At 70.3% G+C, this 23893-nt stretch carries 18 protein-coding genes and 3 pseudogenes; 10 read left to right on the top strand and 11 right to left on the bottom strand.

The annotated features are described in order from the left end of the window. The first annotated feature begins 418 nt into the window (after positions 1-418). Positions 419-1762, top strand: coding sequence for a glycoside hydrolase family 18 protein (locus ACIBM5_RS46060; protein ID WP_396012688.1), 1344 nt, complete (start codon positions 419-421; stop codon positions 1760-1762). A gap of 126 nt (positions 1763-1888) precedes the next feature. Here ACIBM5_RS46060 and ACIBM5_RS46055 read toward each other — a convergent pair whose 3' ends face one another. Next, positions 1889-3031: a S8 family serine peptidase gene (locus ACIBM5_RS46055; protein WP_396012687.1), complete on the bottom strand. Its 1143-nt coding sequence runs from the start codon at positions 3029-3031 to the stop codon at positions 1889-1891. A 554-nt stretch (positions 3032-3585) separates the two neighbouring features. On the opposite strand from ACIBM5_RS46055, the gene ACIBM5_RS46050 reads away from it, so the two are divergent. Beyond that, the gene (locus ACIBM5_RS46050) at positions 3586-3804 is read left to right on the top strand and encodes a hypothetical protein (RefSeq protein WP_396012686.1); all 219 of its coding nucleotides are present in this window, start codon (positions 3586-3588) and stop codon (positions 3802-3804) included. 87 nt (positions 3805-3891) lie between these two features. Next, positions 3892-5580, top strand: a complete 1689-nt coding sequence (locus ACIBM5_RS46045) for a bifunctional aspartate transaminase/aspartate 4-decarboxylase (RefSeq protein WP_396012685.1) — start codon at positions 3892-3894, stop codon at positions 5578-5580. 78 nt (positions 5581-5658) lie between these two features. Here the strand turns inward: ACIBM5_RS46045 and aspT are convergent, their stop codons facing one another. Then, on the bottom strand, positions 5659-7341 hold the full coding sequence (gene aspT / locus ACIBM5_RS46040; protein WP_396012684.1) for an aspartate-alanine antiporter: 1683 nt from the start codon (positions 7339-7341) through the stop codon (positions 5659-5661). Between the two features lie 285 nt (positions 7342-7626). Further along, a pseudogene (locus ACIBM5_RS46035) lies at positions 7627-7914 on the bottom strand (barstar family protein); the annotation flags it as partial. Positions 7915-8266: 352 nt separating this feature from the next. Here ACIBM5_RS46035 and ACIBM5_RS46030 point away from each other — a divergent pair. Then, entirely contained in the window at positions 8267-9985 is a 1719-nt protein-coding gene (locus tag ACIBM5_RS46030; protein WP_396012683.1) for a choice-of-anchor P family protein, read from the top strand. 167 nt (positions 9986-10152) lie between these two features. On the opposite strand, the pseudogene ACIBM5_RS46025 reads toward ACIBM5_RS46030, so the two are convergent. After that, positions 10153-10325: pseudogene (locus ACIBM5_RS46025) on the bottom strand (oxidoreductase); the annotation flags it as partial. A 657-nt stretch (positions 10326-10982) separates the two neighbouring features. On the opposite strand from ACIBM5_RS46025, the gene ACIBM5_RS46020 reads away from it, so the two are divergent. Together ACIBM5_RS46020 and ACIBM5_RS46015 are read left to right on the top strand one after the other, a co-directional pair. Continuing rightward, a complete protein-coding gene (locus tag ACIBM5_RS46020; protein ID WP_396012682.1) occupies positions 10983-12014 on the top strand; it encodes a GlxA family transcriptional regulator in 1032 nt (343 codons plus the stop codon). A 317-nt stretch (positions 12015-12331) separates the two neighbouring features. Beyond that, entirely contained in the window at positions 12332-12703 is a 372-nt protein-coding gene (locus ACIBM5_RS46015) for a hypothetical protein (protein ID WP_396012681.1), read from the top strand. A gap of 102 nt (positions 12704-12805) precedes the next feature. On the opposite strand, the pseudogene ACIBM5_RS46010 reads toward ACIBM5_RS46015, so the two are convergent. Then, positions 12806-13078 (bottom strand): annotated as a pseudogene (locus ACIBM5_RS46010) (cupin domain-containing protein); the annotation flags it as partial. A gap of 50 nt (positions 13079-13128) precedes the next feature. Beyond that, positions 13129-14145: a zinc-dependent alcohol dehydrogenase family protein gene (locus ACIBM5_RS46005; protein WP_396012680.1), complete on the bottom strand. Its 1017-nt coding sequence runs from the start codon at positions 14143-14145 to the stop codon at positions 13129-13131. 214 nt (positions 14146-14359) lie between these two features. On the opposite strand from ACIBM5_RS46005, the gene ACIBM5_RS46000 reads away from it, so the two are divergent. Then, on the top strand, positions 14360-15283 hold the full coding sequence (locus ACIBM5_RS46000; protein WP_396012679.1) for a helix-turn-helix transcriptional regulator: 924 nt from the start codon (positions 14360-14362) through the stop codon (positions 15281-15283). Between the two features lie 68 nt (positions 15284-15351). On the opposite strand, the gene ACIBM5_RS45995 is transcribed toward ACIBM5_RS46000, so the two are convergent. Beyond that, positions 15352-16143, bottom strand: coding sequence for a hypothetical protein (locus tag ACIBM5_RS45995; RefSeq protein ID WP_396012678.1), 792 nt, complete (start codon positions 16141-16143; stop codon positions 15352-15354). Between the two features lie 651 nt (positions 16144-16794). Here ACIBM5_RS45995 and ACIBM5_RS45990 point away from each other — a divergent pair. Continuing rightward, complete coding sequence (locus ACIBM5_RS45990) at positions 16795-17439, top strand: RDD family protein (RefSeq protein WP_396012677.1); 645 nt, start codon at positions 16795-16797, stop codon at positions 17437-17439. A 1502-nt stretch (positions 17440-18941) separates the two neighbouring features. Here the strand turns inward: ACIBM5_RS45990 and ACIBM5_RS45985 are convergent. The 3 genes from ACIBM5_RS45985 to ACIBM5_RS45975 all read right to left on the bottom strand — a co-directional run bounded on the left by ACIBM5_RS45985 (position 18942) and on the right by ACIBM5_RS45975 (position 21195). Beyond that, on the bottom strand, positions 18942-20315 hold the full coding sequence (locus tag ACIBM5_RS45985; protein WP_396012676.1) for an SDR family NAD(P)-dependent oxidoreductase: 1374 nt from the start codon (positions 20313-20315) through the stop codon (positions 18942-18944). 211 nt (positions 20316-20526) lie between these two features. Further along, a complete protein-coding gene (locus ACIBM5_RS45980; RefSeq protein ID WP_396012675.1) occupies positions 20527-20721 on the bottom strand; it encodes a hypothetical protein in 195 nt (64 codons plus the stop codon). A gap of 300 nt (positions 20722-21021) precedes the next feature. Further along, complete coding sequence (locus ACIBM5_RS45975) at positions 21022-21195, bottom strand: hypothetical protein (protein ID WP_396012674.1); 174 nt, start codon at positions 21193-21195, stop codon at positions 21022-21024. A 295-nt stretch (positions 21196-21490) separates the two neighbouring features. On the opposite strand from ACIBM5_RS45975, the gene ACIBM5_RS45970 reads away from it, so the two are divergent. Then, positions 21491-21874, top strand: coding sequence for a hypothetical protein (locus tag ACIBM5_RS45970; RefSeq protein WP_396012673.1), 384 nt, complete (start codon positions 21491-21493; stop codon positions 21872-21874). Positions 21875-21988: 114 nt separating this feature from the next. Here ACIBM5_RS45970 and ACIBM5_RS45965 read toward each other — a convergent pair whose 3' ends face one another. After that, a complete protein-coding gene (locus tag ACIBM5_RS45965; RefSeq protein ID WP_396012672.1) occupies positions 21989-22453 on the bottom strand; it encodes a hypothetical protein in 465 nt (154 codons plus the stop codon). Between the two features lie 470 nt (positions 22454-22923). On the opposite strand from ACIBM5_RS45965, the gene thpR reads away from it, so the two are divergent. Then, the gene (gene thpR, locus ACIBM5_RS45960) at positions 22924-23571 is read left to right on the top strand and encodes an RNA 2',3'-cyclic phosphodiesterase (RefSeq protein WP_396012671.1); all 648 of its coding nucleotides are present in this window, start codon (positions 22924-22926) and stop codon (positions 23569-23571) included. Positions 23572-23893 lie beyond the last annotated feature (322 nt).

Genomic DNA, 23893 nt, shown 5'->3' with positions numbered 1-23893 from the left:
CCAGGTGGCCGCCACCCTCCCACCGCCTTCCCCCCACACCCGCCGCCCCCCCCCGCGCCCCCCCCGGGGGGGGGGGGGGGCGGCGGCCCCCCCCCCCCCCCCGCCCCCGGCGTGGAGCGCGGGCGACGTCGGCGCCAAGAGCCAACGGTTCGCGTTTTCCGGGCCGGGTCGAGCCGGGAACGCCCGCAGTCGACCGGGCAGGCCCATCAAGCGAGTTGCGCCTCGGGGGCCGGCGGTCTCGGCGCCGGTGGTGGTGCGGGGGCGAGGGGCACCGGCAACGAACCGGCGCTCGCCGCACCACCGTTTTGCATATTGCACCGATCCGAACGCACCCCTTGTACACGCGGGACAGAATGGACTAGACCTTTGCTACGCCCGGCCCCGGGCGCCGTGACGCTCAGTCGGAAAGTGGGCCCTCGTGACCGTTCGTCCAGCCGGTCTCCTCGCGGCCGTCACCGCCGCCGTGCTGCTCGCCGCCACCTCCGCCACCACCGCGACCGCCACCCCCGGCCACGGGCCGCACGGTCCGAAGCCGAAGGGCCAGCGGATCGGGTACTTCACCCAGTGGGGCCCCGACAGCTCCGCCAAACGCGTTCAGCAGACCGGCCAGGCCGCGAAGCTGACCACGATCAACTACGCCTTCGGCAACGTCTCCGCGGAGGGCACCTGCTTCGAGGCCAACATCGAAGGTCAGGGCTACGCGTACGACGACTACCAGCGCGCGTTCACCGCCGCCGAGTCGGTGGACGGCGTCGCCGACGCCCCCCGCCAGAAGCTCAAGGGCCACTTCAACCAACTGCGCAAACTGAAGGCCGGGAACCCACAGCTCAAGGTGGTCATCTCGCTCGGCGGCTGGACCTGGTCCAAGTACTTCTCCGACGCGGCCGCCACCGACCAGTCGCGCAGGAAGTTCGTCTCCTCCTGCGTCGACCTCTACATCAAGGGCGACGTGCCGCGGCTCGACGGCGCTCCGGAGGGCGGCCCCGGCGCTGCCGAAGGTGTCTTCGACGGGATCGACATCGACTGGGAGTACCCGGGCGGCGGCGGTGCGGAAGGCAACGTCGAGCGCCCCGAGGACGGCCGCAACTTCACCCTGCTGATGGCCGAGTTCCGCAAGCAACTCGACGAGTACGCCGCGCAGAAGGCCCAGAGTCGGAGCGAACGCCCCAAGCCCCGGCACTACCTGCTGACCGCCGCCCTCCCGGCCAGTTCCGTGGTTGCCGACCGCCTGGAGATCCCCGAGGTCTCCGCCTCGGTCGACTTCATCAACCTCATGACCTACGACCTTCACGGCGCGTGGGAGACCAAAGGCCCCACCAACCACCACGCCAACCTGTACTCCGACCCCACCGACCCCGACGCCCGCCAACGCAGCGCCGACAAGGCCGTCGACCACTACGCCCGACTCGGCCTGCCCGCCCGAAAGACCGTCCTGGGTGTCCCGTTCTACGGCCACGGCTGGACCGGCGTTCCGGCAGGCGACCGCAACGGCCTCTACCAAAAGGCCACCGCCACCGCACCGGACCTCACCTACAAGGAACTCGGCGCGCGCCCCGGTACCACCCACGTCGACCGAAACCACGGCGCCTCGTGGAAATACGACGGCAACACCTTCTACACCTATGACAACGCCGAAATCCTCACCACCAAGGCTCGCTACGTCCGCCGGCACGACCTGGCCGGCGTCATGATCTGGGCCCTGGACGGCGACGACATCCGAGGCAGCGGCATGGCCGCCCTGGACCGCGCCCGGCGCCCCTAGTCCCGTCCTAAGGGGGTTGTGGTTAGTGCGACTTAGGGCGCCCCCGAGGGGGCGCCCCTTCAGCGGGTTCGGCAGGTCGGGGATGTCGCCGGTGGGGGCCCACCGGCGACATCCCGGTATTGGCGGTTACAGCCCCGCGGTGTTCAGGAGTCGGTTCGGGGTGTAGGTGTTGGCGTTGGTTCCGTCCTGCGGCGGGTTGTTGGTTATCGCCCCGACGGTGGCGTGGTCGAGGATCCAGGCCTTGACGGTCGGCGAGGGAGCGTCGCCGTACGTCGCCTTGTACAGCGCCACGACCCCGGCGGTTATCGGCGCAGCGTAGGAAGTGCCGCAGTCGTAGCCGAAGGGGGCGTTGTGCGCGTTGGGCACTTCCCGGATGGTCATGACCGGGAACCCGGGTGCGTAGATGTCTCCACCCACGGTGCTCCATGCGTTGACCGGCTGTCCGGTGTTGGTGCTGACGCAGTCCGGGGTGACCCGGTTGTTCAGGGGCACGGTGTCGTCGGGCGAGGTGCCCATCACCACGATCGCCTGCCCGGCGTTGGCCGGCGGGTTGTCCACGGCCCAGCGCTGTGCGTCCGGCCCCGCGGAGACGCAAAGCCACGGGAACAGGCAGTAGGGGACGGGGCCGCCCACGTTGCCGGCGGACACGACGACGGAGACACCGGAGTTGGAAAGGTCGTTCACGGCCTGGGTGAGTTGGCCGAGCTGTCCGAAGTAGCCCGCCCCGTTCCAGTTGTGCGAGATGACGGCCACAGCCGGCTTGACGGCGTTGTTCTTCACCCACATGATCGCGTTGTAGTAATCCTGCCAGGCCCATGAGCCGTGGCAATTCTCGGCGTTGACCGCGATCAGGTTCACCTTCTTGGCCACACCGTATGTGGCGCCGCCCAGGGACTCGGCCATGCCGGTGCCGTGGCCGGTGCAGTCATTGGGACCGTTTCCGAACGGGTCGTACTTCACCTGGGCGCGCCCGCCGAAATCCGGGTGATCGATGTCGATGCCGGCGTCGATGATGTACGCGTTGACGCCTTCGCCCTGGGAGTGCGTCGTGTAGTTGTACGTCCGGCCGTTGCCGGGGGCCGCGACCGGGCCGGTCTGCGTGATGCGTGCCAGCGCCCAACTGTCGGTGGCCTGCGTGTAGTCGGTGGCCCGGGCCGGCCCGATCGCCGTCAGCAGCATCAACATCGCGGCGAACGGGGCGAGGAATATTGCTCTTTTGCGCACTGAAGTGCCTCCAAAGAAGGCCTGGAAGATGATCAAGGCCAGCATCGTGGCATGGCGCGTTTGCAATGGAAAGGGATTCCGCGTAGGTGCGAGGAGGAGTTCCGTTTTTCCGGTCGAACCATTTTGCTGCGAACGAAAAGGTGACACGTGCCGTATCGTCGTATCGTTGTCGCAGCGGTTGCATATGCGTCGAATCATCGTCGCCGGGCACCGAATCTCTCGAATGACGGATACCGCATCGCCGCAATATGTGGCCGAATTCCTCTCAGGGAAGTGTTTTCCGCCGGTTCCGGTTCGGTCGGGGTGGGGGCGCCGGTGGCGGCTTCGCCGATGCTGCCCCTCCGGTATCGCGGGGCGGTGGGGGTTGGGCCCGACGGGTGCACCGCGGACCCGTACGGCGCAGCCGCGGTGTGGTGCGCGGTTGATCCGTTCACTCTTCCCGGCGGGCGCCGCGACGATCGACCCCTGACCGCGGCGGGCCGGGAGGAGAGCATGGAACCGCGCTGTCGCCGACGGGTGCCGACCACGTGTACGGGCCCGAGGCGGCTTCGCCCGTCGGACGGGGGCGTGGCAGGCCCGGTCCCGTCGGATTTCGGGGCGTGTCGTCCTTCCCGGTTCCGGAGCTGACCATGGGTCGGCTCAAGGGCGAGATCCTCAAGCCGTATCCGGAGCTGCCGGTCTTCCTGCCCGTCGCCCGGTTCGAGGCGGCGCAGCACGACGCGGGCCGACGCGTGTACCTCGGCTACATGGTCCCCCGCGCGGTGGGGAACGTGCTGCCGACCATCCGGGAATCGGTCATCGTGCTTCTCACCCACTGACCGGCCCGTCCCTCGCCCTCCATATCGCAGGCTCGTCCCGATTCCCGTTCCGATTCCCGTCCCGGTTGCCTCCCGAGGAGTAGTGCCGTGCCCAAGGCCACCTACAGTCGCGAGAAGATGCGCAGGCTCGCCGCCCTGAGCCCGTTCGAGCTGAAGGCCGAGTTCATCAGGCTCGCCGAGACGCACGCGGCGGACGCGAGTCCCGAGGACGCGCAGAAACACCGGGCGGCCCGGCAGATGCTCAACGCCGGGCGCGGCAATCCGAACTGGATCGCGACCGGGCCGCGCGAGGCGTACCTCGCGCTGGGGCATTTCGCGCTCGGCGAGAGCCGTCGGGTGTGGACCGCCGACGACCTGGGCGGCATGCCCACACAGCCCGGAGTCGCGGGCCGTTTCGAGGCGTTCCGCGCCGCGAATCCGGGACTCGTCGGTGTGGAGGTGCTGAACAAGTGCGTACGGCACGGCATCGACGAACTCGGCTTCGATCCGGACGTGTGGATCCACGAGCTGGTGGACGGCTATATCGGGGACAACTACCCGATGCCGGACCGCATTCTGGCCTGCACCGAGCAGGTCGTCCGAACCTACCTGCACCACGAGATCTTCGACGGCAAGGCGGCCGCCGGCAACAACCTGAGCCTGTTCGCCACCGAGGGCGGCACCGCGGCGATGTGCTACATCTTCGACTCGCTGATGAAGAACGGCATCCTGCACCGGGGCGACCGGATCGCCTTGATGGTGCCGATCTTCACGCCCTACATCGAGATCCCCGAATTGGACACCTACGACTTCGACGTGGTCGACATCAAAGCCGAGCTGTTCGCCGAGAACGGAGTGCGCGAGTGGCGTTATCCCGAATCGGAGATCGCCAAGCTGGAGGACCCCTCGATCAAACTGGTGTGCCTGGTCAACCCCAGCAATCCGCCCTCGCTCGCGCTGTCGGAGCGGGTCGCGCAACAGATGGCCGCAATCGTCCGTGACAAGAACCCGAACCTGATCGTGGTGACCGACGACGTGTACGGCACGTTCGTCGACGGCTTCCGCACCATCGCCGCCGAACTGCCGCGCAACACGCTCCTGGTCTACTCGTACTCCAAGCACTTCGGCGCGACCGGCTGGCGGCTGGGTGTCATCGGCGTCCACGACGACAACGTGATCGACGCGCGGATCGCCACCCTGCCGGACGCCGAGAAGCAGCGGCTCGCCGAGCGGTACGGCACCATCGCGCTCGAGCCGGGTGCCCTGAAGTTCATTGACCGGCTCGTCGCGGACTCGCGGCAGGTCGCGCTCAACCACACCGCGGGCCTGGGCCTGCCACAGCAGGTGCAGATGGCGCTGTTCTCGCTGTTCGGACTGCTGGAGGAGGGCCAGGCGTACAAGCGACTCCTGCGGGAGACTGTGCGCCGCCGCCTCGATCTGCTCCTGGAGGGGTCCGGGATGCGGATCGCGGACGATCCACAGCGTGCCTGCTACTACGTCGAACTGGATCTGGTGGCGGAGGCGAAGCGTGTGCACGGGGACGGCTTCGCGCAGTTCCTGGAAGCCGATTACGAGCCGATCGACCCGCTGTTCCGGCTCGCCGAACAGACCTCGGTCGTACTTCTCAACGGCGGCGGTTTCGACGGGCCGCAGTGGTCGATCCGCGCGTCGCTGGCCAACCTCGACGACCTCGACTACCTGAGGATCGGCCACGCCGTGCGCGGGATCTTCGACGACTACCACCACGAATGGGTCGACGCGGGCAGCCCGGGCGCCGACGGTGGCAGCGGTCGCTGAGCAACCGGCCCGGGAACGCCGTGGGGCACTGCGGCAGCCGCAGCGCCCCACGCCGCCGTTCCGGTCCGCTCCGGCGGATCATGTCTTCAGGCCGATGATGCCGACGAAGATCGGCCCGGTGAGCGGGAGCAGGAAGTTGGAGAGGGTGTAGGTGATCGTGTAGCCGAGCATCGGTACGGAGCTGTTCGCGGTGTTGGTGACCGCGGTGATCGCCGGGGTCGAACACTGCTGTCCGGCAATGGCGCCGACGAGGATGGGTTTGTCGATCTTCAGGAACCTCCGGCCGATCCACAGTCCCAGGAACGCCGGGATCACCACCATCGCGATGCCGGACAGCGGCAGCAGCAGCGGGTACTGCTTCAGCAGCGGCCCGGCGTCCGGTCCGGCGGCCAGGCCGGTGACGGCGATGAACATGGCCAGGCCGAGGTCCTTCATGGTCTGTGCGGCGACCGGCGGGTACGCCCCGAAGGTGGGCTGCGTGGAGCGGAACCAGCCGAACAGCAGCCCGGAGATCAGGCAGCCGCCGCCGGTGCCCAGCGTGAGGTCCGCGCCGCCGGCGTGCACGACGATCTGGCCGAGCAGTACCCCGAGGCAGATGCCCAGGCCGATGTAGACCCAGTCGGCGCTCTCGGTGCGAACCTTCGCGCCGAACTTCCGCTGGAACCGGTCGACCTTGGAACCGCTGCCGACGATGGTCATCGTGTCGCCGTGGCGCAGCTCCGTCTCCCCGGTCGCGGGGAGGTCCTGGCCGACCCGCTGCAGGCCGGTGAGGTACACGCCCTCGGTCTCGACCGGGTACGCCCGGTTGAGCTCGGTGACCGTCTTGCCGGCCAACTTCTTTTCGGTGAGCACCAGTTCCCGCACCGTCAGCGGGGTTTCGAGGCCGGGGACGCCTGCGGTCTCCGGCCCGAGCCGTTCGCCGGCCGCCATGACGCCTTCGCGCTGTCCGACCACCAGCACCCGGTCGTCGCGGGCCAGCGTCAGGTCCGGGGCGACGGTCAGCACCTTGGTGCCGCGTTTGACGCCCTCGACGGAGGCGTGCAGCCCGACCGCCTTCTCGAGCGCCGCGATCGTGACCCCGCTGCCGTCGGTCACGTGGTACGTCCGGCCGACCAGGGCCGGCATCGACGCCTCCTGACCCTCCTCCAGCGTCGGGTCCGCGCCGCGCATCCGCTGCCACAACTCGCGGCTGGCGTCCGCCAGGTCGATCTTCATCAGCCGCGGGAAGAGCTGGCTGGTCAACATCACGATGGTGATCAGACCGAACAGGTAGCACACCGAATACGCGGTGGCGACGTGCGCCTGCATCTCCTTGGACTGGTCCGCGGTGATGCCGGACAGATTGCTGATCGCCTCCTGCGCGGTGCCGACGACCGCGGACTCGGTGGCGGCGCCGGCCAGGATGCCCGCGCCGGTGCCGACATCCAGGCCGCCGGCCTTGGTGATCACGATGGCGATGATCACGACCACGACGGCTTCCATGACGGACAGCACGCCGAAGCGCAGTCCCTTGGCGTTCAGGTTGGCCACGAACCCGGGACCGGCGATGTATCCGAGGGAGAAGATGAACAGCGCGAACGCCACGTTCTTCACGTCGGCGCCGACCGACACGTGCTGCGCGCCGATCAGCATCGACACGATCAGCGTGCCGCAGATGCCGCCCAGCGTGATCGGCCCGACGCGTAATTTCCCGACCAGATAGCCCAACGTGAGGCACGCGAACAACGCCAGCACGGCGTTCTCCCGCATGAGATTGAGCACGACACTCCTCCGCAAAGCAACAGATATTGCCTAAAACATCACATCTGCCATACCGGAGGCTTGTAAGCCACCAACGCCGAACGAGTGATGGGGTGGCGGGCGCGCGGGCCGGTGCCCGGGCCGGCGGCTTACCGGGGGGCGTTCACCGGCATGCCCGACGAGCAGTGTCGCGGTCGGGGCGTGACGCGCGGCCGGCACTCGTTCCCGCTGCTTGGTCGTGGGTCGGGCCGGATGTGGCTGCCGACGCGATCGACTCGTTGTCGCCATGCGCCGGCCCGATGCGGGTCACGCCAGGGTGACGTCCACGCCGCCCTCGGCCAAGACTCGGAGAGCCGCGGCGAACAGGTCGTGCGGCCGACCGTGCGGAGTCAGCAGCCGGGACAGGTGCGCGCGTGCGATCCCGGCGTCCCGCCAGATCAGCGTCGCGGGGGCGGTGTAACCGAATGCGCCGCGCAGGCAGTCGTCGAGGGCATCGAGACAACCGCCGAAGTAGCCGCCCGGCCCGTTCACCGCCTCGCCGAGCGCCAGGTACAGGCCGGGCTCGTCGATGACGTTCGCGCCGTCGAGTTCGTAGTCGTCCTCCCCGGCAAGGACGAGACTGCCGCTCTTCGGGATCGGTCCGGCGGACACTGCGTCCCCGAGCAGCCAGGGGTCGAGCGCTTCGTCTCCCGGCAGTTCGGCCGGACGCTCGGAGTGTGCGGGTGGTGCGTGGTGGTTCGGTGGGTGCGCCGGCGCGCGACGGTGTCACCCGTAGGGGTGGTTTGGTCGTCGAGGGGCGGTTGGTCGGTGTCGTGGGTGCTGTGCTGCTCGGGGCGATGTGCCGGACCGGTCGTGGTGCCCGCGATCGGTTCGGCCCCGCCGTCCTCGGCCGGCCTCGCGGGGCGGGTCGTGGGGTCGGACACCTTGCGACGTAGGGGGTTTCGTCATGTCCACGATGAGAAGACGGCTCACCGGACGCTTCGGGAGCGTCGGTATATCGATCGCGGTGGTCGTTGCGGGTCTGACCGCACCGTTCGCCGCCGGCAGCGCGCAGGCCGCGCCCGGTACACCGGGTGTGCCGCAGGCGCCTACGGCGATCTTCGCCGAGGGTTTCGAGAACGGCCAGGGTGCGACGCCGACCCTGCTCACGAACTACACCGGCGGTCCGCCGGTGGGGGAGACGTACACCGCCGACCCGGCCTGGTTGACCGCGTGCAACGGCTGGGTCACGTCGCCGGCCGCGTCGACCACGCCGCCCGCCGGCAGCGGGTGCGTCCCGGGCGATTGGGCCCAGGTCAAGCATCTCGCGGGCGTGCTCGGTCAGTGGTCGGGCGGTTCCTCGACCACGAACCACGCCGTGACGGCGTACACCGCAGGCAACCCGGGCGCCGGAAAGGTGCAGTTGGAGACGGCGGCCCCGATCCCGTTGCCCGCGGGGCGGCGCTTCATCGCGTTCTCGGTCGACATCGCCGAAGTCAACTGCTTCGCCAACCACTCCAAGTTCAGCTTTTACCTGCTCGACGGCGACCGGGCCACGCCCGCGTTCACGCGCCCGATCGAGGCGTGCGTGGATGCCACGACGACGATCGGCGGGGCCAAGGTCGGCACCTTCACCAGCAACGGCGCCGTGCTGTTCGCCGGCAGCCAGGCCGGCATCCGGCTGGTGAACGAGCAGCCGAGCGGCACCGGCAACGACGTGGCCTTCGACAACGTCAAGCTCGTCGACGCGAGCCCGCAGGTCGACATCGGCTTCGCGCCCACGCCGGTGCTCACCGGCGGCACCTCGACTCTGACCTTCACGATCACGAACACGAACGAGCTGGGCGCCAAGCCCGGTTGGTCGTTCTCGGACGCGCTGCCGGCCGGGCTCGAGGCGACTGGGGTGACCACGACGACGTGCGACGGCGGTGCGGTTGTCGCGCCGGCGGGTGCGGGATCGGTCGACGTAGCCGGCAACCTGACGGCGGGTCAGGAATCCTGCACGGCGCAGGTCCAGGTGACCTCGGCGGTGCGAGGGACCTACACGAACTGCGCGGCCGGCTTCACGAACGTGGTCGGGGTGAGCCTGCCCGGGTGCGCGAGCGTCGTGTTCGACACGATGCGCTTCGACGCGCACGCGTACGGGGCCGCAGTGAAGTCCCCGCTCGCGAACATCGGCCCGATCGCCGCGTCCGACGTGACCTGCTCGAACGTCGCGGCGGTCGACACCGACAACGTCGCGACGGTGTCGCTGGGCGTCGTCGGCAACACGGGCGTGCTCACCACCCGCGCGGAGGGCACGATCGACGCGAACGGCCTGCAGCGGGCGAACGCGCGCGCCGAGACGGCCGGGGTGAACCTGCTGGGCGGACTGGTCACGGCAGATGTCGTGGAAGCGGTCGCCACGGTGCAGGGTGACGCGAACGGCGGGGCGACACCGAGCGGTTCGGTCACTTTGGCGAACCTGCGGGTGGCCGGGGTGCCGGTGGTGAACCCGAACGTCAATGTGGACATCACGATCCCGCTGGTGGCGACGGTACGCGTGAACGAGCAGGTGGTCGACCCCGGCGGTCGGGGGATCACGGTCAACGCACTGCGGATCACGCTGTTGTCCGGCGTGAGCGTCGTGGTGTCGCACGCACGGGTGGCGCTGACGCTGCCGGGAGGTACGTGCCCGACCGCGTGAGGTGAGGGGGACGAGCCCGGACACGGCGGGCGTTCGCGGTCGCCGTGTCCGGGCATGTCGGCATCGGGGCCGGCACTCGTCCCGGTAGTCGATTCGATGTGCGCGTCGGTACTCGTTTCGGGACGAGGAGGCCGCCGGCGGGACGAGGGCGTCAGCCTTCGCGGCGGGCCGGGGAGCGTGGTCAGGGCCCGGAGCGCTGTGCGACGAGGTCGTCGTAGGTGCCGTCGCGCTCCACCCAGCGGTGCGTGAGGACGCCTTTCACGAGGATCTCGTCAGGGGTGGGGTTCTCCGAGAGCAGGTGCGTGACCTCGCCGGCGAAGTCGTCGAGCGGCAGCGCGTGCGCTCCCCCGGCCGCGGCCCGGCCGGAACCGGCTGCGTTAACCCTTGACGACACGCGCCGTCCCGGCGCCGCATCCGGAACGCGCGCGTGCGACGCGCGTGTGCGGCCGCCGCGCGACAAGGATCGCGCAGCCGGCTCGTGGTCGGGGCCCGGGGCCGGGGGCCCGGGGCTCGTGTGGCGCGATCTGTGGGGGGCCTGTCGTAGACGCCATGAACGAGGCGCCCCCAGGCTGGGGGCATGACCACTCGACAGGGCCGCTCCGAGCCCACGACGTTCACTGCCGCCCGCGACTCCCGTGACTCTCGCGACCCCCGCGAAGCGGCAGGCGAACCGGACCGGACTTCGCCGGGCGAGACCGTTCTCTCCACCCGAACCCGCGCGGCGCCGGAACCGCGCGCATCGCCCGCGCCCGGCTCCGAACCGGTCCCCGAATCGGAAGCACCCCCGACCGCGCGTGCCCGGTTCGCCGTCCGCCGACGCCACCGCCGCGAGGCCCGCTCCGCCGACCCCGCGCACACCGCTTCGTTGCCGCCCGCAGTGACCGCGCTGCTGTACTGGGGCCCGCCGATATGACGCAGGACCGCCGATCCCGCCGATGGCACGATCCGTGGGGAACATGACCTGGACGCCAGAGCACCGAGCACCCAAAGTGGACCCATGACCGGACACCGCGTGGCCTTCCTGATCTTCGACGACTTCGAACCGCTCGACCTCGTCGGTCCACACAGTGTCTTCTCCCACGTCCCGGACTACACCAGCCGCATCGTCGCCCTGCGCGCCGGACCGGTCAGGGGCGCCGGCGGCCTTCCGGTCCACGCCGACACCTCGCTCGCCGACCTCGAACCGCCAGACGTCGACACCCTGATGGTGGTGGGCGGCCCCGGAGTACGCGACGCGTGCGCCGACCCCACCCTGGTCGACTGGATCGCCGACACCGCGCGATCCGCTCCGCGGATCGCGTCCGTGTGCACGGGCGTGTTCCTGCTCGCCGCCGCCGGGCTCATCGACGGCCACCGGGTCACCACCCACTGGCGGCGGGCCGAGGAACTCGCCCGTGCCCACCCCGACGCGATCGTCGACGCCGACCCCATCTTCGTCCGACACGGCCGGCTGTGGACCTCCGCCGGAGTCGCCGCCGGCATGGATCTCGCGCTCGCCCTGGTCGAACACGACCACGGCCACGAGGTCGCGCACCGCGTGGCGCGCGACCTGGTCCTGTTCCTGCGTCGCCCGGGAAGCCAGTCCCAGTTCAGCGTGCCGCTGTGGAGCGCCCGCCCCGCCTCGCGCCCGCTGCGCGCGGCGGTCGACGCGGTGCACGCCGATCCCGGTGCCCGGCACACCATCGACGAACTGGCACGCCGCTGCGGCCTCAGCCCGCGCCACTTCCAACGCCGCTTCACCGCCGACCTGGGCATCCCGCCCGCCGGCTACGTCGAACGCGTACGCGTCGAAGCCGCCCGGCGCGCCCTCGCCGAGAGCGACGAGCCGATCGACACCGTGGCCCGGCGCTGCGGCTTCGGCAGCGCCGAGACGCTGCGCCGCACCTTCCACCGACACCTGGGCGTCCCACCCTCCGACTACCGAGACCGGTTCCGCACCACCGACCGAAACGACCGCTCCTGCGACCGTCGGGCCACCGACCCCCCGAGCGGCGACGCCGCCGCCCAACCGAGCCCGGCATACCGGTGACCACCTACGGACCACTCGCGTCCGAACACTTCGAGGAACTCGACCCGGGCGAATTCACCCGTGCGGTTGGCGACGCGGCCGGCGGGTGGTCGGCCCATAGGCCACCAGAGCCCGACGTTCCCGCTGGGCACCCGGCAACGCGGGGCGGGAATGACAACCCGCCCGCGCGCCGGCATCCGTCCGCCATGGCGTCGGCGTGGGTGGCGGTGACGGTCGTGCCGTTGTGCGGATGCGGATCGACGCGGGCTTCGGCCCCGGTCGCGACCCCCACCCCGCCCACGGCAAGTGTCACCGCGAGCGGCGTGACCGTCACCGCCATGCTTCGCCCGCCACGCGAGGACCGGCGCGAACTCGAGGTGACGTTCACTCCCCAACCGGGCTTCCACATCTACAGCGTCGATCTCCCGGCGGGGGGAATCGATGGCCTGGGCGTCCAGACCCGCGTCGGAGTTCGAGGCGACCTCGCCGCCGACGGCCCGCCTGCGACCGGGAGTTCGACCCGGCCCTTGCGGCTGACGGGTCTCACGACCGAACTCCCCGTCTACCCCGACGGTCCGGTCACCTTCACCCTGCCAGTGCGCCGAACGGGCGGCCACCGTGCCGAGGTGGTCGTCAGCTATGGCGCGTGCAGTGCGAACGCGTGCCTGAAGCCGGAGGTGGACAAGGCGATCCCCCTCGACCTTCGCTGACGACCGACCTGCGCGGGGGCGGCGTCCCTGGGCCCGGGGGCAGGCAGGCGCAACGGCGCCCGTCGACGAGAACCACCGTCAGCACTCGTGAGCCGTCCTCCTCTCGTCGGCCTCGAACAGGACACGGTCGCCGGGCCGGATGACCTCCACCGGTCCGCCGCGACGCCGACACAGGCCGACGCCTTCGGTGACGAAGACGGTCTGGCCCGGCGGGTGGCGGTGCCAGTGGGTGCGGGCGCCGGGCATGAAGTGCACCGGGTTTGCGGTGACCCGGGACGGGGCGGGCGCGGCGGCGACGGCGTCGATGTAGACGTTGCCGGTGAAGCAGTCGGTCGGCCCCTTAACGGTGTCGATCGAGGTGCGGGTGATCCGCACGGTTGCTCCTTGTCCGGTGAGGGGTCGGTGTAGAGGTCCGGTGGAGGGGGTCAGGGCGTGAGGAGGGTTTTGATGGCGCGGCGCTCGTCCATGGCCTGGTAGCCCTCCGCGACCCGGGCGAGGGGGAGGGTGAGGTCGAAGACCTTGCCCGGGTCGATCCGGCGGGTGAGGACGCGGTCGATCAGGTCGGGCAGGTAGCGGCGGACGGGGGCGGGGCCGCCGCGCAGGCCGACGTGGGAGAAGAACAGCTCCTGCCCGTCGATCGCCACCTCGTGCGGGACCCCGACGAAGCCGACGTTCCCGCCGGGCCGGGCCGTGTGCAGGGCCTGCCGCATGGCCTCGGCGGTGCCGACGCACTCCAGGACGGAGTCCGCGCCGATGCCGTTCGTCATCTCCTTGATACGGGCGATGCCCTCCTCGCCGCGTTCGGTGACGATGTCGGTGGCGCCGAACTCACGCGCCAGCTTCTGCCGAGGCTCGTGCCGCGACATGGCGATGATGCGCTCCGCGCCCAGCTCCTTCGCGGCGATCACGCCGCACAATCCGACCGCGCCGTCGCCGACGACCACGACGGTGGAGCCGGGCCTCACCTCGGCGGCGTCCGCGGCCCACCAACCGGTGCCCATGACGTCGGAGACAGCCAGCAGACCGGGCCGGAACTCCGCGTCCGGCACCCCGTCGGTGGCGACCAGAGTGCCCTGGGCGTTCGGGATGCGCACGTACTCCGCCTGGCACGTCGACATGAACTCGCGGTGCAGGCAGTTCGACTGGAAGCCGTTCCGGCAGTTCACGCAGGTGTTGTCCGAGGTGGCGAAGGAGCCGACGACGAACTGTCCGGGCCGGACCGAGGTGACCTCGCTGCCGACCTCCTCCACGAAGCCGACATACTCGTGGCCCATCGGGTGTGGTTCGTCGACCGGCTCGGCGCCGCGGTACGGCCACAGGTCCGAGCCGCACACGCAGGTCACATCCATGCGGATGACCGCGTCGGTCGGGTGAAGGATCTTCGGGTCGTCCAGGGTCTCGAAACGGACGTCGCCGGGGGCGTGGATCACTGCTCCGCGCATGGGGGTCCTTACGTCGCCGAGGCGTCCGGCACCGGAAAACCGGCACCGCCGCCGAGTGCAGGGCCGGGCGCCTCCTCCCGGCCCGGCGTGCCGGCCGCGGCGGAGAGCGCCACGTCATCCAGCCAACCCCCCGTCCGCCCGCGCAGCGAGTCACTGGCGAAGGGCGTACCGGTAGTACACCCTTTCGGCGGTCCCGGCGGCATACTGTCGAGGGGTGGACAACCGTGAAGAGGTCCGCGAGTTCCTGACCTCGCGGCGAGCGAAGATCACCCCCGAACGGGCCGGGCTGCCCGCCGGCCCCCGGCGGCGCGTCCCCGGCCTGCGCCGCAGCGAGGTCGCGGCCCTGGCCGACGTGAGCGTCGAGTACTACGCCAAACTGGAACGCGGCAACCTCGCCGGTGTCTCCCCGGCCGTCCTCGAAGCCGTCGCCCGCGCCCTCCGGCTCGACGACGCGGAGCGCGCCCACCTGCTCCACCTGGCCCAGACAGCCGACGGCTCCGACGTCCTCACCCGGCCCCGCCGCCGCGCCACCCGGCGGTGGAAGCCGCACCCGAGCCTGCAGTGGACCCTGGACGCGATCACCGAGGGCCCCGCGTTCGTCCGCAACGGCCGGATGGACCTCCTGGCCACCAACCAGCTCGCCCGCGCCTTCTACGCCGACGTCTACGCCGACCCCCACAACCAGGAGAACCTCGCCCGCTTCACCTTCCTCAGCCCCGCCGCCCGCCGCTTCTACCCCGACTGGGACCAGGCCGCCGACATCACCGTCGCCATGCTGCGCACCGAAGCCGGCCGCGACCCCCACGACAAGGACCTGCACGACCTCGTCGGCGAACTCTCCACCCGCAGCGACGCGTTCCGCACCCGTTGGGGCGCCCACGACGTCCGCCACCACGGCACCGGCTTCAAGCACTACCACCACGCGGCCGTCGGCGAACTCACCCTCGCCTACGAAGGCCTGGAGATGACCGCCGAACCCGGCCTCACCCTCACCATCTACACCGCCGAACCCGCCTCCCCCTCCGAACAGAGCCTGCGCCTGCTCGCCTCCTGGGCAGCCACGCCCCGGACCCCCGCACCCGCACCCGCACCACATGCCGGTGACTTTGGGCCGCCTTTGCCTCCTACGGGACCTTGAGGATCGGTGGTGGCTGGGCCACCGGCGTTCGGGGACCTGCGGGCACCGGAGTCCGATTACTTGACCGATCACCGGCCTCGGCGCCTCGTGTCCTGCTCCACGGCCCAGGTCCGCAGCCGGGTTGCGGCCTCTTCCCGTGACAGCGGGCCGCGTTCGAGATGCAGATCTTGCAGATGGCGAGTGGCCGCGCCGATCAGTGGGCCCGGAGGTAGGCCGAGCAGCTCCATGATGGCCTTACCGTCCAGAGCCACCGGAACGTTCGGGAGCCTCCTGTATTTCTCGAACTCCGCAGCAGCACGCGCTGTTCTCGCGTGCTCCGCATGCCACTCGTCATAGGTTGCCGCCCATCGAGCAGCCCGGCCGGCCGACTGCCAGCCGTCCATGTCCTGTTCCCAACCGAGCCCCGCCTCCAGGAACAGGTCGTGGTGGCTCGCCTCTTCGGAACCGCTCGGAACGACATCGAGTAGGGCGAGCGCGGCATTGATCGGCCAGTCTTCCCGCGGACCGGTGAAGACCCGGGTATGGGCCGGACCCCACGCCTTCACGCCGGTTCGCCACACGGCGGCGGTCTGATATCCGTCTCCTCCGTGGAAGTCGGCCTCCACGTAGGCGATCGGCCCGCCCCGGGACCAGTCGCTCAAGGTCTGCTCGAAAGCCGGGGGCATTGCCTTGAATGGTTGACCGGGCCCGACGCCATCCTGACCGGTGGGCCAACCGGCCAACTCCTCGAGGAACTGTTCGGTGACGGGCACCAGCCCCATGCGCTGTCGGAGCGGGGCGACAGCCGCTGCCCGTGTCCCGGCAGTCCGACTCCTGAGCAGGTCGAAAGTTCCAATGACGGCGTTGAGCTCGTACGGCATTTCCGCAGGGTAGCCGCACAGCCGCCCACGGAGTTTTGATTTCGGAACACCCTGCGGCAGGCGTCACTTCGGGCACTTGCCGGTGGCGCGGCCGTCCCAGCGGCAGCGCGGGGTCGCACGACGGATGAGCATACGCAGTGTGACCCATCGCGGTCGGCAACCGAAAGAGGACTGCACCAGGGTCTGTTTCGGAAGTCGATCTCAAGCTGCCACGATCATCGTGTCGGAAGGGGAGATCCGACCGATGGCCAATGGGCGTGCCTGGAACCGCTGTTGCCGGTCGGCGTCGAGTTCGGACAGCCACCGATACGGACGAAACGCCGGCTGATCGACGGGATCCGGTGGCGGGACACGGGCCGGGGGTTCCGTGGCGTGACGTTCCCGAGCGGTACGGGCCGTGGCAGACGGTCTGCGGCCTGTTTCGCCGGTGGCCGCGTCCTCGCGATTCGGCAGATTTTCGCGTCGGATATCGGGAGGACCTCCAGCCCGAATAACCTCTGTCAATCGCCAACCGTTCGGGGTAAGTTGCCGCCGTCAACGGGATCCCGGGCGGGTGGGGAAGACGTCGCCGCCCATCCCGGGCACCGCGCGTCGATTCGCCTGGATCCGTCTCTTCGCGTGCGCGGCACGTGACCTTCCAGGGAGTCCCACTTGTCTCCGGCATCCCCTTACGACCGGCCTGCCTCCGAGCCGGCGCCGAGCCACGAGCAGGCACCGGATGGCCCGGCCGCCGGCAACGACCAGCCCGGCCCTCCCATTTCCCAGGCTCACCTGCCGGGCGGGGGCTACGACTACAGCAGCTACAACTTCGGCTACGGTGTCCCGCAGGACCTCGGCGACTACTGCGCGAGCTGGGGCCGGCGTGCCGGCGGTTACGCGATCGACTGCGTGATCTTCGCCCTGGTCATGGCGCCCATGTACGGCGGCGTTCTGTGGGTGGGCAACAAGACCACGGAGTACGAGGACTTCGACGGCACGATCACCACCGAGTACGACGGCGGTTCGGCGCCGATATCCCTCATCGTGGTCGGCGCCGCGCTGGTTCTGCTGTTCGGCCTCTGGCAGTGCCACCGCCAGGGCAAGACCGGACAGACGATCGGCAAGAGCGTCGTGGGCATTCGCGTGGTCCGCATCCGGGACGGGCAGCCGACCGGCTTCTGGCTGTCTCTCGGACGCTACTTCGCACACATCCTCGACACACTTCCGTGCTACCTCGGCTGGCTGTGGCCGGCGTGGGACGAGAAGAAGCAGACATTCGCCGACAAGATCTGCTCGACCGTCGTGATCAACAACTGAACGAGGGCTGCGTCGGCGCGCCGCGACCAGCGCGCGCCGACGGCGCACCGGGCCGCGACCGACTGGGGCTGAAACCCGCGTCGTTCGTACCATTGCAGGGCTGGCACCACGCCCTGCCATGAGCCGCGAGGCCCACACACCTTCTCCAGAACGTAGTCGCCGCGGGTGGCGCCACGGCGGCGCACCTTCGGCCGGGCGACCTTGTTTCGTTCCCGAATTCCGGATTCTTTCCGAGGGTGCTCTCGGCTGCCCGCTTGCGTGAGGGTCGTTCCGAGCCGTACGAACCCGGCCGGGTCCCGGGTACGACGGCCGGCGTTCGGGATCGCCCGACATCAAGGGTTCGGTGGCCGGCCATGTCGGGAGCAGGGCCGGTATGTGGCAGGTGCCCGCGAGGGTGTGGACCCCGGTGGGGTGCGTGCGGCGTGCGGGTGCGGGTGCGGGTGCGACGATGCGGCCGCCGACGCCGCGCACGTCCACCTGCCGGGCCGGGGCTCGGCCGGGGACGTGTTGGTGACGCTGTTCGGCGATTGCTCCGACGCCGCCCGGCCGGGATTCCTCACGGCCGAACCCTTCGAGGGCCGCCCCACCGATCCGGCCGAGTTCCACGGACGGTGCGTCATCTTCTGCTCCGAACTCAGGGCCCGGCGATCGCTTCGACGAGGCCCGCTTCGAGCTGCCGACCGGCGGCGGTCGGCTCAAGGTCCGCCGTATGCCAGGCTTCTTCGGCTTCGAACCCACTTGCAAACTGCGGCTGTTGGGCAATCACCGTGCCGAAGTCACTTCGGGCGGTCCCGCGTTCCGGTGCCCGCAGGCGCCTGGTCCCGTTGGGGCGCGTCGTCGTCCCGACGAGCACCGCGTGTCGAGCGCGTCGTTGCCGACGACGCGTGGACAACCGCCCGGGTCCTCGTCTCCGAGGATGGCCCCGGCAGCCTGGCCTGGCTCGTCGCAGGTGCCCGCCGCTACGTTGGCGGCGACCGCGACCGTGGCTTCACCAACCCGTTACGCGTGCGGGTGGGCCACCCACGCGTGCGCGGGGACGGAGGACCGCATCGGGCGCTTCATCGACGAACGTTGCACCCCCGCCCCGGACATGCGCGCCGAGCAGACCGGCCTGCACGCCGCCTACCGCACCCGGTGCGGCTTCGAGGACGCTCCCAGGTTTCCGCGCGAGCCTCCCCGGTTTCCGCCCGCGTGTTCGCGGCGAGGATCCGGGAGACGGTCGGCCCGACCTCGCCTCGCCGGATGACCGCGTCCAACCAACGCAATACCACCGGCGCATCGGCCTGCTCGACGATTTCGAGGAGACCCCGTGAGCGCGCTGATCAGGTCGGACCGGATCGCCCACGAAACCGGCATCGTCCGGCTCGCGGCCCCCCGGCCTCGACCACATCCGCGAGGTCCTCGGCCGCCTTCCACGCCGCGCTGCCGCGCTGGTGTCCCTGCGTTCCACCTGCCGGGGCACCCTCCGGCCGGCCGAAGCCGACCGTCGGGATGCCCCTCGATCACCAGGGCGCGACCTGATAGTCCTTGAGGAAACACCCGAATACCGGTTCGCCCCGCTCCCCACGCACGATGGGGTCGTACACCCGGGCCGCACCGTCGACGACGTCCAACGGAGTGCGGAACCCGGCCGCCGCGACCCGCGCCTTGGCCGGGAGCGGCTTCTCATCGGTGATCCAGCCGGTGTCCACGCTGGTCATGTACACACCACGGGTGGCCAGTTCCTCGGCGCTGGTTCGGGTCAGCATGTTGAGCGCGGCCTTGGCCATGTTGGTGTGTGGATGCCCGGGCGACTTGTACGCGCGCCCGAACTGGCCCTCCACCGCCGACACGTTGACGATGTAGCGCCGCTCGCGCCCGGCTGCGCGCAGCAGCGGCAGCAACCGGCTCACCAGCACGAACGGCGCGGTCACATTGACGAGTTGCACTTCGAGCAACTCCACCGGATCCACCTCGTCCACCCGCTTGGACCACGAGTTGGCCGAACCCCGGTCCGGAATCAGCCCCGCCGCGTCCGGCTCGACCCGGGCGGGCTGCGCACCGAGCGGCGCGGCCGGGTCCCACTCGTCGGCGGGCAACCGGTCCGGCGCGAACGCACCGACCCCGGGCGCGAACTCGAACGCGCCGGCCCCCAGCGCGGCCCGCTCGGCCGCCAGCAACGGCCCGTACGCCGCCGCCGGGCGCCGGATCGTCTGCGCCGCGTTGTTGACCAGAATGTCCAGCGGCCGGCCCTCGGCCACAAGTCGATCGCACCACGCCACCAGGCCGCCGAGGTCGCGCAGGTCGATCGCGTGCACGTGCAGCCGGTGCGCCCACGCGTCGTGGTCCGGCGCGGCGGCGAACCGCTCGTGCGTGTCGTGCGGGAAGCGCGACGTCACGATCACCTCCGCGCCGTCGCGCAGGAGCTTGAGCACCAGTTCGTGGCCGATCTTGACCCGACCGCCGGTGACCAGCGCCCGCCGCCCGGTCAGGTCGGTGCGCGCGTGGCGTCGTTGTCGGTTCTCCACCGCGCACGAGGGGCAGAGCCGGTGGTAGAAGCCGTCGACTCGCCGGTAGGGCTGCTTGCAGACGTAGCAGCGCAGCCCGGTCTCGACCACGCCGACACACGAGGGCAACCCGGTGTCGTCCAGCGGGAGATCCTCGATCCGGTCGGCGGCGCCCAGCGCGGTCCGCTCGGTCACCGCGGTGCGCTCTCGAGCGCGCAGCGCTCGCTGCTCGGCCCGGCGGCGATGGCGTCCGGAACGGATGAAGGAGGCGAGCACCTGCTCGATCCGCCGCCGCTCGGGTGCCTCCGGCGCCAGGTCGGACAGCGCGCCGAGTACGGCGAGGCAGTCCTCGAGGGATGGTGTGCCGGGGCGTGTGTCCGGGTCGTTCATGGGGTTCCCCCGAGGGACGTGCGGCGGATCCGGCGGCCGGCCCTATGGCTCCGCGGGATCCGCGAAGCGGGCGTCAACCGGGTGCACTGGCGGCTCCCATCGGTTGGCTCCCTTCGCGGGCGGATCGTGGGCGCCTGCCGACGAACCGTCGGGTCGGCACGTCGGCGGATCGCCGACGGAGCGTCAGGTTATCGAGCGGCCGACGCGCCGGTCACCGGCTTTTCCCGGCCGCTCCCGACTTGCGCGGGGCCCGGCGTCCTCGGCGAGCCGCATGCCGACCGTCCAGGAGAGTGCGCCCGTAGGTCGCGGCCGAGCCCACGAGCACCGCGAGACCGGCCGGCTCCGGCGGCCGGATGAGGGCCGGGCAGCGGGAGACCGCGAGCACGGCGAGGAGCACGGCGAGCATGCGATCGGGCGGCGTCGGGTGGGCGGGGTGCGGGCGCGGCAGGCGAAGGCGCGGCAGGCGAAGGCGCGGGCGGGCGTACCGGTCGCCTTACCCCGCGCAGGCGGCCGAACCCGGGCGCAGCCTATGCGCCGGCCGTTGAACGCCTGCCTCCGGACCCAAGGGGCGATGACGACGGCCGAGCGGTACCACCCGGATCGAAGCCGCCTGCCCCGTCCCCGTGTGGTGCTCTTCGAGTACCTCGGACAGGAAGGTGATGTACGCGATGTAACTGGCCGCGAAGAGCAGGTACGCAGCACCGGGTCACCGCAGGCCCGCGCTCGGGCGACCGCTTCGGGCGTTGCCGCGTTCGGTGGGCGAGCCCGTACTGCGGGCGGCGCCCCAACCGACCGCCTTGGCGGTCTGCATCCGGTGCTCGATGCCGCGGCCCGAGCCGGAACAGCGCGCATGGCTCGTCGAGTTCCGCAACAACCTCATCGCGCGGATCGCCGAGGCGGAGGGGGAGGGATGGCCGAGCGAGGTCGACGGTCCGCACGCCGGCCTCGCCGGCGCCTACGACAGGCCGGTTCAGCTCGACGGCGAAGCGGCGCGTCGATCCGCTGCCTTCAGGCTGGGTGTGCCGACGGCTCGTCCGAATCGCCGTCCGCGCCGCGGACGCCGAGACACCCCCGTCAGCAGCGGATTAGGCTGCCCCCATAGCTCAGCGACGGCCGACAGGATGCCAGGAGAGTGGGGGATGGGCTCCGTCGTAGTAGGTGTCATTGGGACCTTGATGGGCGTCTTGATCGGCGGTGCGCTCCAGCAGGCGCAGGCATCGCGCAACCGCAAGTGGCAACGAGCGGATTCGCTTGGCGATGCGAAGCGCCATGTATACGCCGAGTACCTGAGGTCGATCAGCGCAAGTTACGCCCAGGCGCTGTCTGGTCAAAGGAGCCGCTCGGAGGACGCCAATCTCCTTGCAGCGACAGCCGAGATCGAGATTCTCTCCGGAAGGGCAGTGTCCGGACCGGCTCGGGATCTTGTGAACGCCGTTATCGACACGCACGCCAGGATTGCCGCCGGAGCCGGAGCCGGCGTGACGGACGCGATGGTTGCCGACGTCGATCGCCGTCGATACGAAGTAATAGACCTGTTCAAATCCGATCTTGGACTATGAAGAACTGCGTCGGGCCGCCGCCGCACATCACGAGATTCCACCCGAAAGTGACGGGACGCGCGTTGCCTTGGTGCGGGTGGCTCGGCGGACTCTCATGCGCCGAGCCGCCGAGGATCAGTCGGTGGCGCCCGCCGAACGGAGCGAGCGGCCGAGATCGCCGACAAGCAGACGAGGGTGGCGCCGCCACCACCACATGTCGATGGGGTCGAATCCGCTGATCCGGTGGAACCGAGACAAGGCGATGCCGTCGTCGAAGACGGTGGCGGCTCGGAAGCGGTCGTCGAGGGCTTTGATCTGCGGCGTCCATGTGACGATCTCGCGCTCGGTGAGGATCGGCCAGGCCTGGTGCAGCCAGTTCCGGCTGTAGAGGTCGTTGGTGTACTCGTCGACCAAGTCGCCATAACCGTCCTCGACTTTGCCCACGAGCCGGGCCCACTTGTCGACCATCTCTTGGACGACGAATGCTTTGCGCCAGCCGCGTTGATGCAGGACCTCGCCTGCGGCCTGTTCGTTGTGGGGCTCCATGTGCCGGAGCCTGGCATACGGAACGGTCCGGTGACCACGGCTTTCCCTGGTCACCGGACGGGACGTCATCGGAAGTGACGTCACTGGACGGGACGTCACCGGACCGGACTGAGCCGTCCTGCGGGTTGTCGGGTGCCCGCGATCCGGGCTTCGAGGTCGGCGATGCGCCGGCCGGGCCAGTCTTGGAAGCGTTGGTTGGAACGGGCGGCCTGAGCCGTTCGCCCGGCCGCTCTGCGTGGTCCGCGCTTCCGTGCCTCAGCGCCTCCACGCTTCTACGCTTCCGAGCGCCCTGCTGGGCCATGCGCGTCGACAAGGGCGACAGGCCTGGCGTGCCCTCGCCGAGATCCCGGGCGTCACCAGCGCCGACAGCCCCGCCCCGACCGGAATCACGAACGGCCCCGACGCCACCGAATCCTCCCATCGGCCGCACGGTCGGGCTCTTCCGCCACTGACTGACAAGGACGGGTGTACCGGGCCGGGTGGGGTTGTTCGCGGTCGTGTCACAGCCGTGTTCTGATGGATGGGTGAGCGAAAACGGCTCCATGCGCTTGTTCGTGGCGCTCGTGCCGCCCCCCGAAGCGGTGGCGGAATTGCGTCGTGCCGTCGATCCGATCCGCTCTCGGTACGAGGGGCTGCGCTGGACCGGGCCCCGAGGTTGGCACCTCACCCTCGCCTTTCTCGGCACGGTGGAGCCGAAGACCCGGATCGGGTTGGAGGCCCGGCTCGCCCGCGTCGCCGCACGCCATCCGCCGCAAAATCTCGCGCTCACCGGCAGCGGCCGTTTCGGCGATCGCACCCTGTGGATCGGGATTCGGGGCGACCGGCGGGCGATGGCTGCCCTGGCCGTGGGCGTACGGCGCGCGGCCGACAAATGCCACATCCCGATCGAGGACCGGCCGTGGCACGGTCACGTGACTCTGGCCCGCGTCGCCCAACCACGCGGCGCCGGTGGGCGGCGCCCCCGGGGTGGTGTGCTCGCCGCCCCGGCGGCCGATCTCGCCGGATTCGACGGGGTGGAATGGACCGCGGCCCGGCTGCACCTGGTGCGGAGCGTCATCGGCGACGGCCCGGCCCGGTACCAGGACGTGGCGACGTGGCCGTTGGTGGGGAGGTTCTCATCGCACGTCCGCGCGGGAACCCGGGATGGTGGCGACGAGTCCCGTTCGACTTGAGCGCCGCCCGAGCCGGCCGACGTTCACTACGCGACGCGCTCCCGCCGGATCGAACGTCACCATTCCCACACTTTGCGGAGTAGGTGGGCAACCCCGCGAAGCTCCCGCAAGAGCCAACTCTCGGACACATCCGGCCTCGACGCTCCCGACGCGCCGTCCACGAGAGCCGTGTACCCGGCGGAGCGCGTGTGCGTACGCGGCCGGGACGAGACCCCGACTACTGACGATTTCGCCGTGATGTCGTGGACGGTTGAAGATCCCTGCGGTATGCCGTGGATATGCGGTATGCGCAGGGTGGTGGGTTGACTTCGAAGGAACGGGC

This window comes from Embleya sp. NPDC050493 (assembly GCF_044458105.1).
GTDB lineage: Bacteria > Actinomycetota > Actinomycetes > Streptomycetales > Streptomycetaceae > Embleya.
The sequence above is the reverse complement of the archived record's forward strand: the minus strand, read 5'-3'. Positions and strand labels throughout refer to the sequence as shown.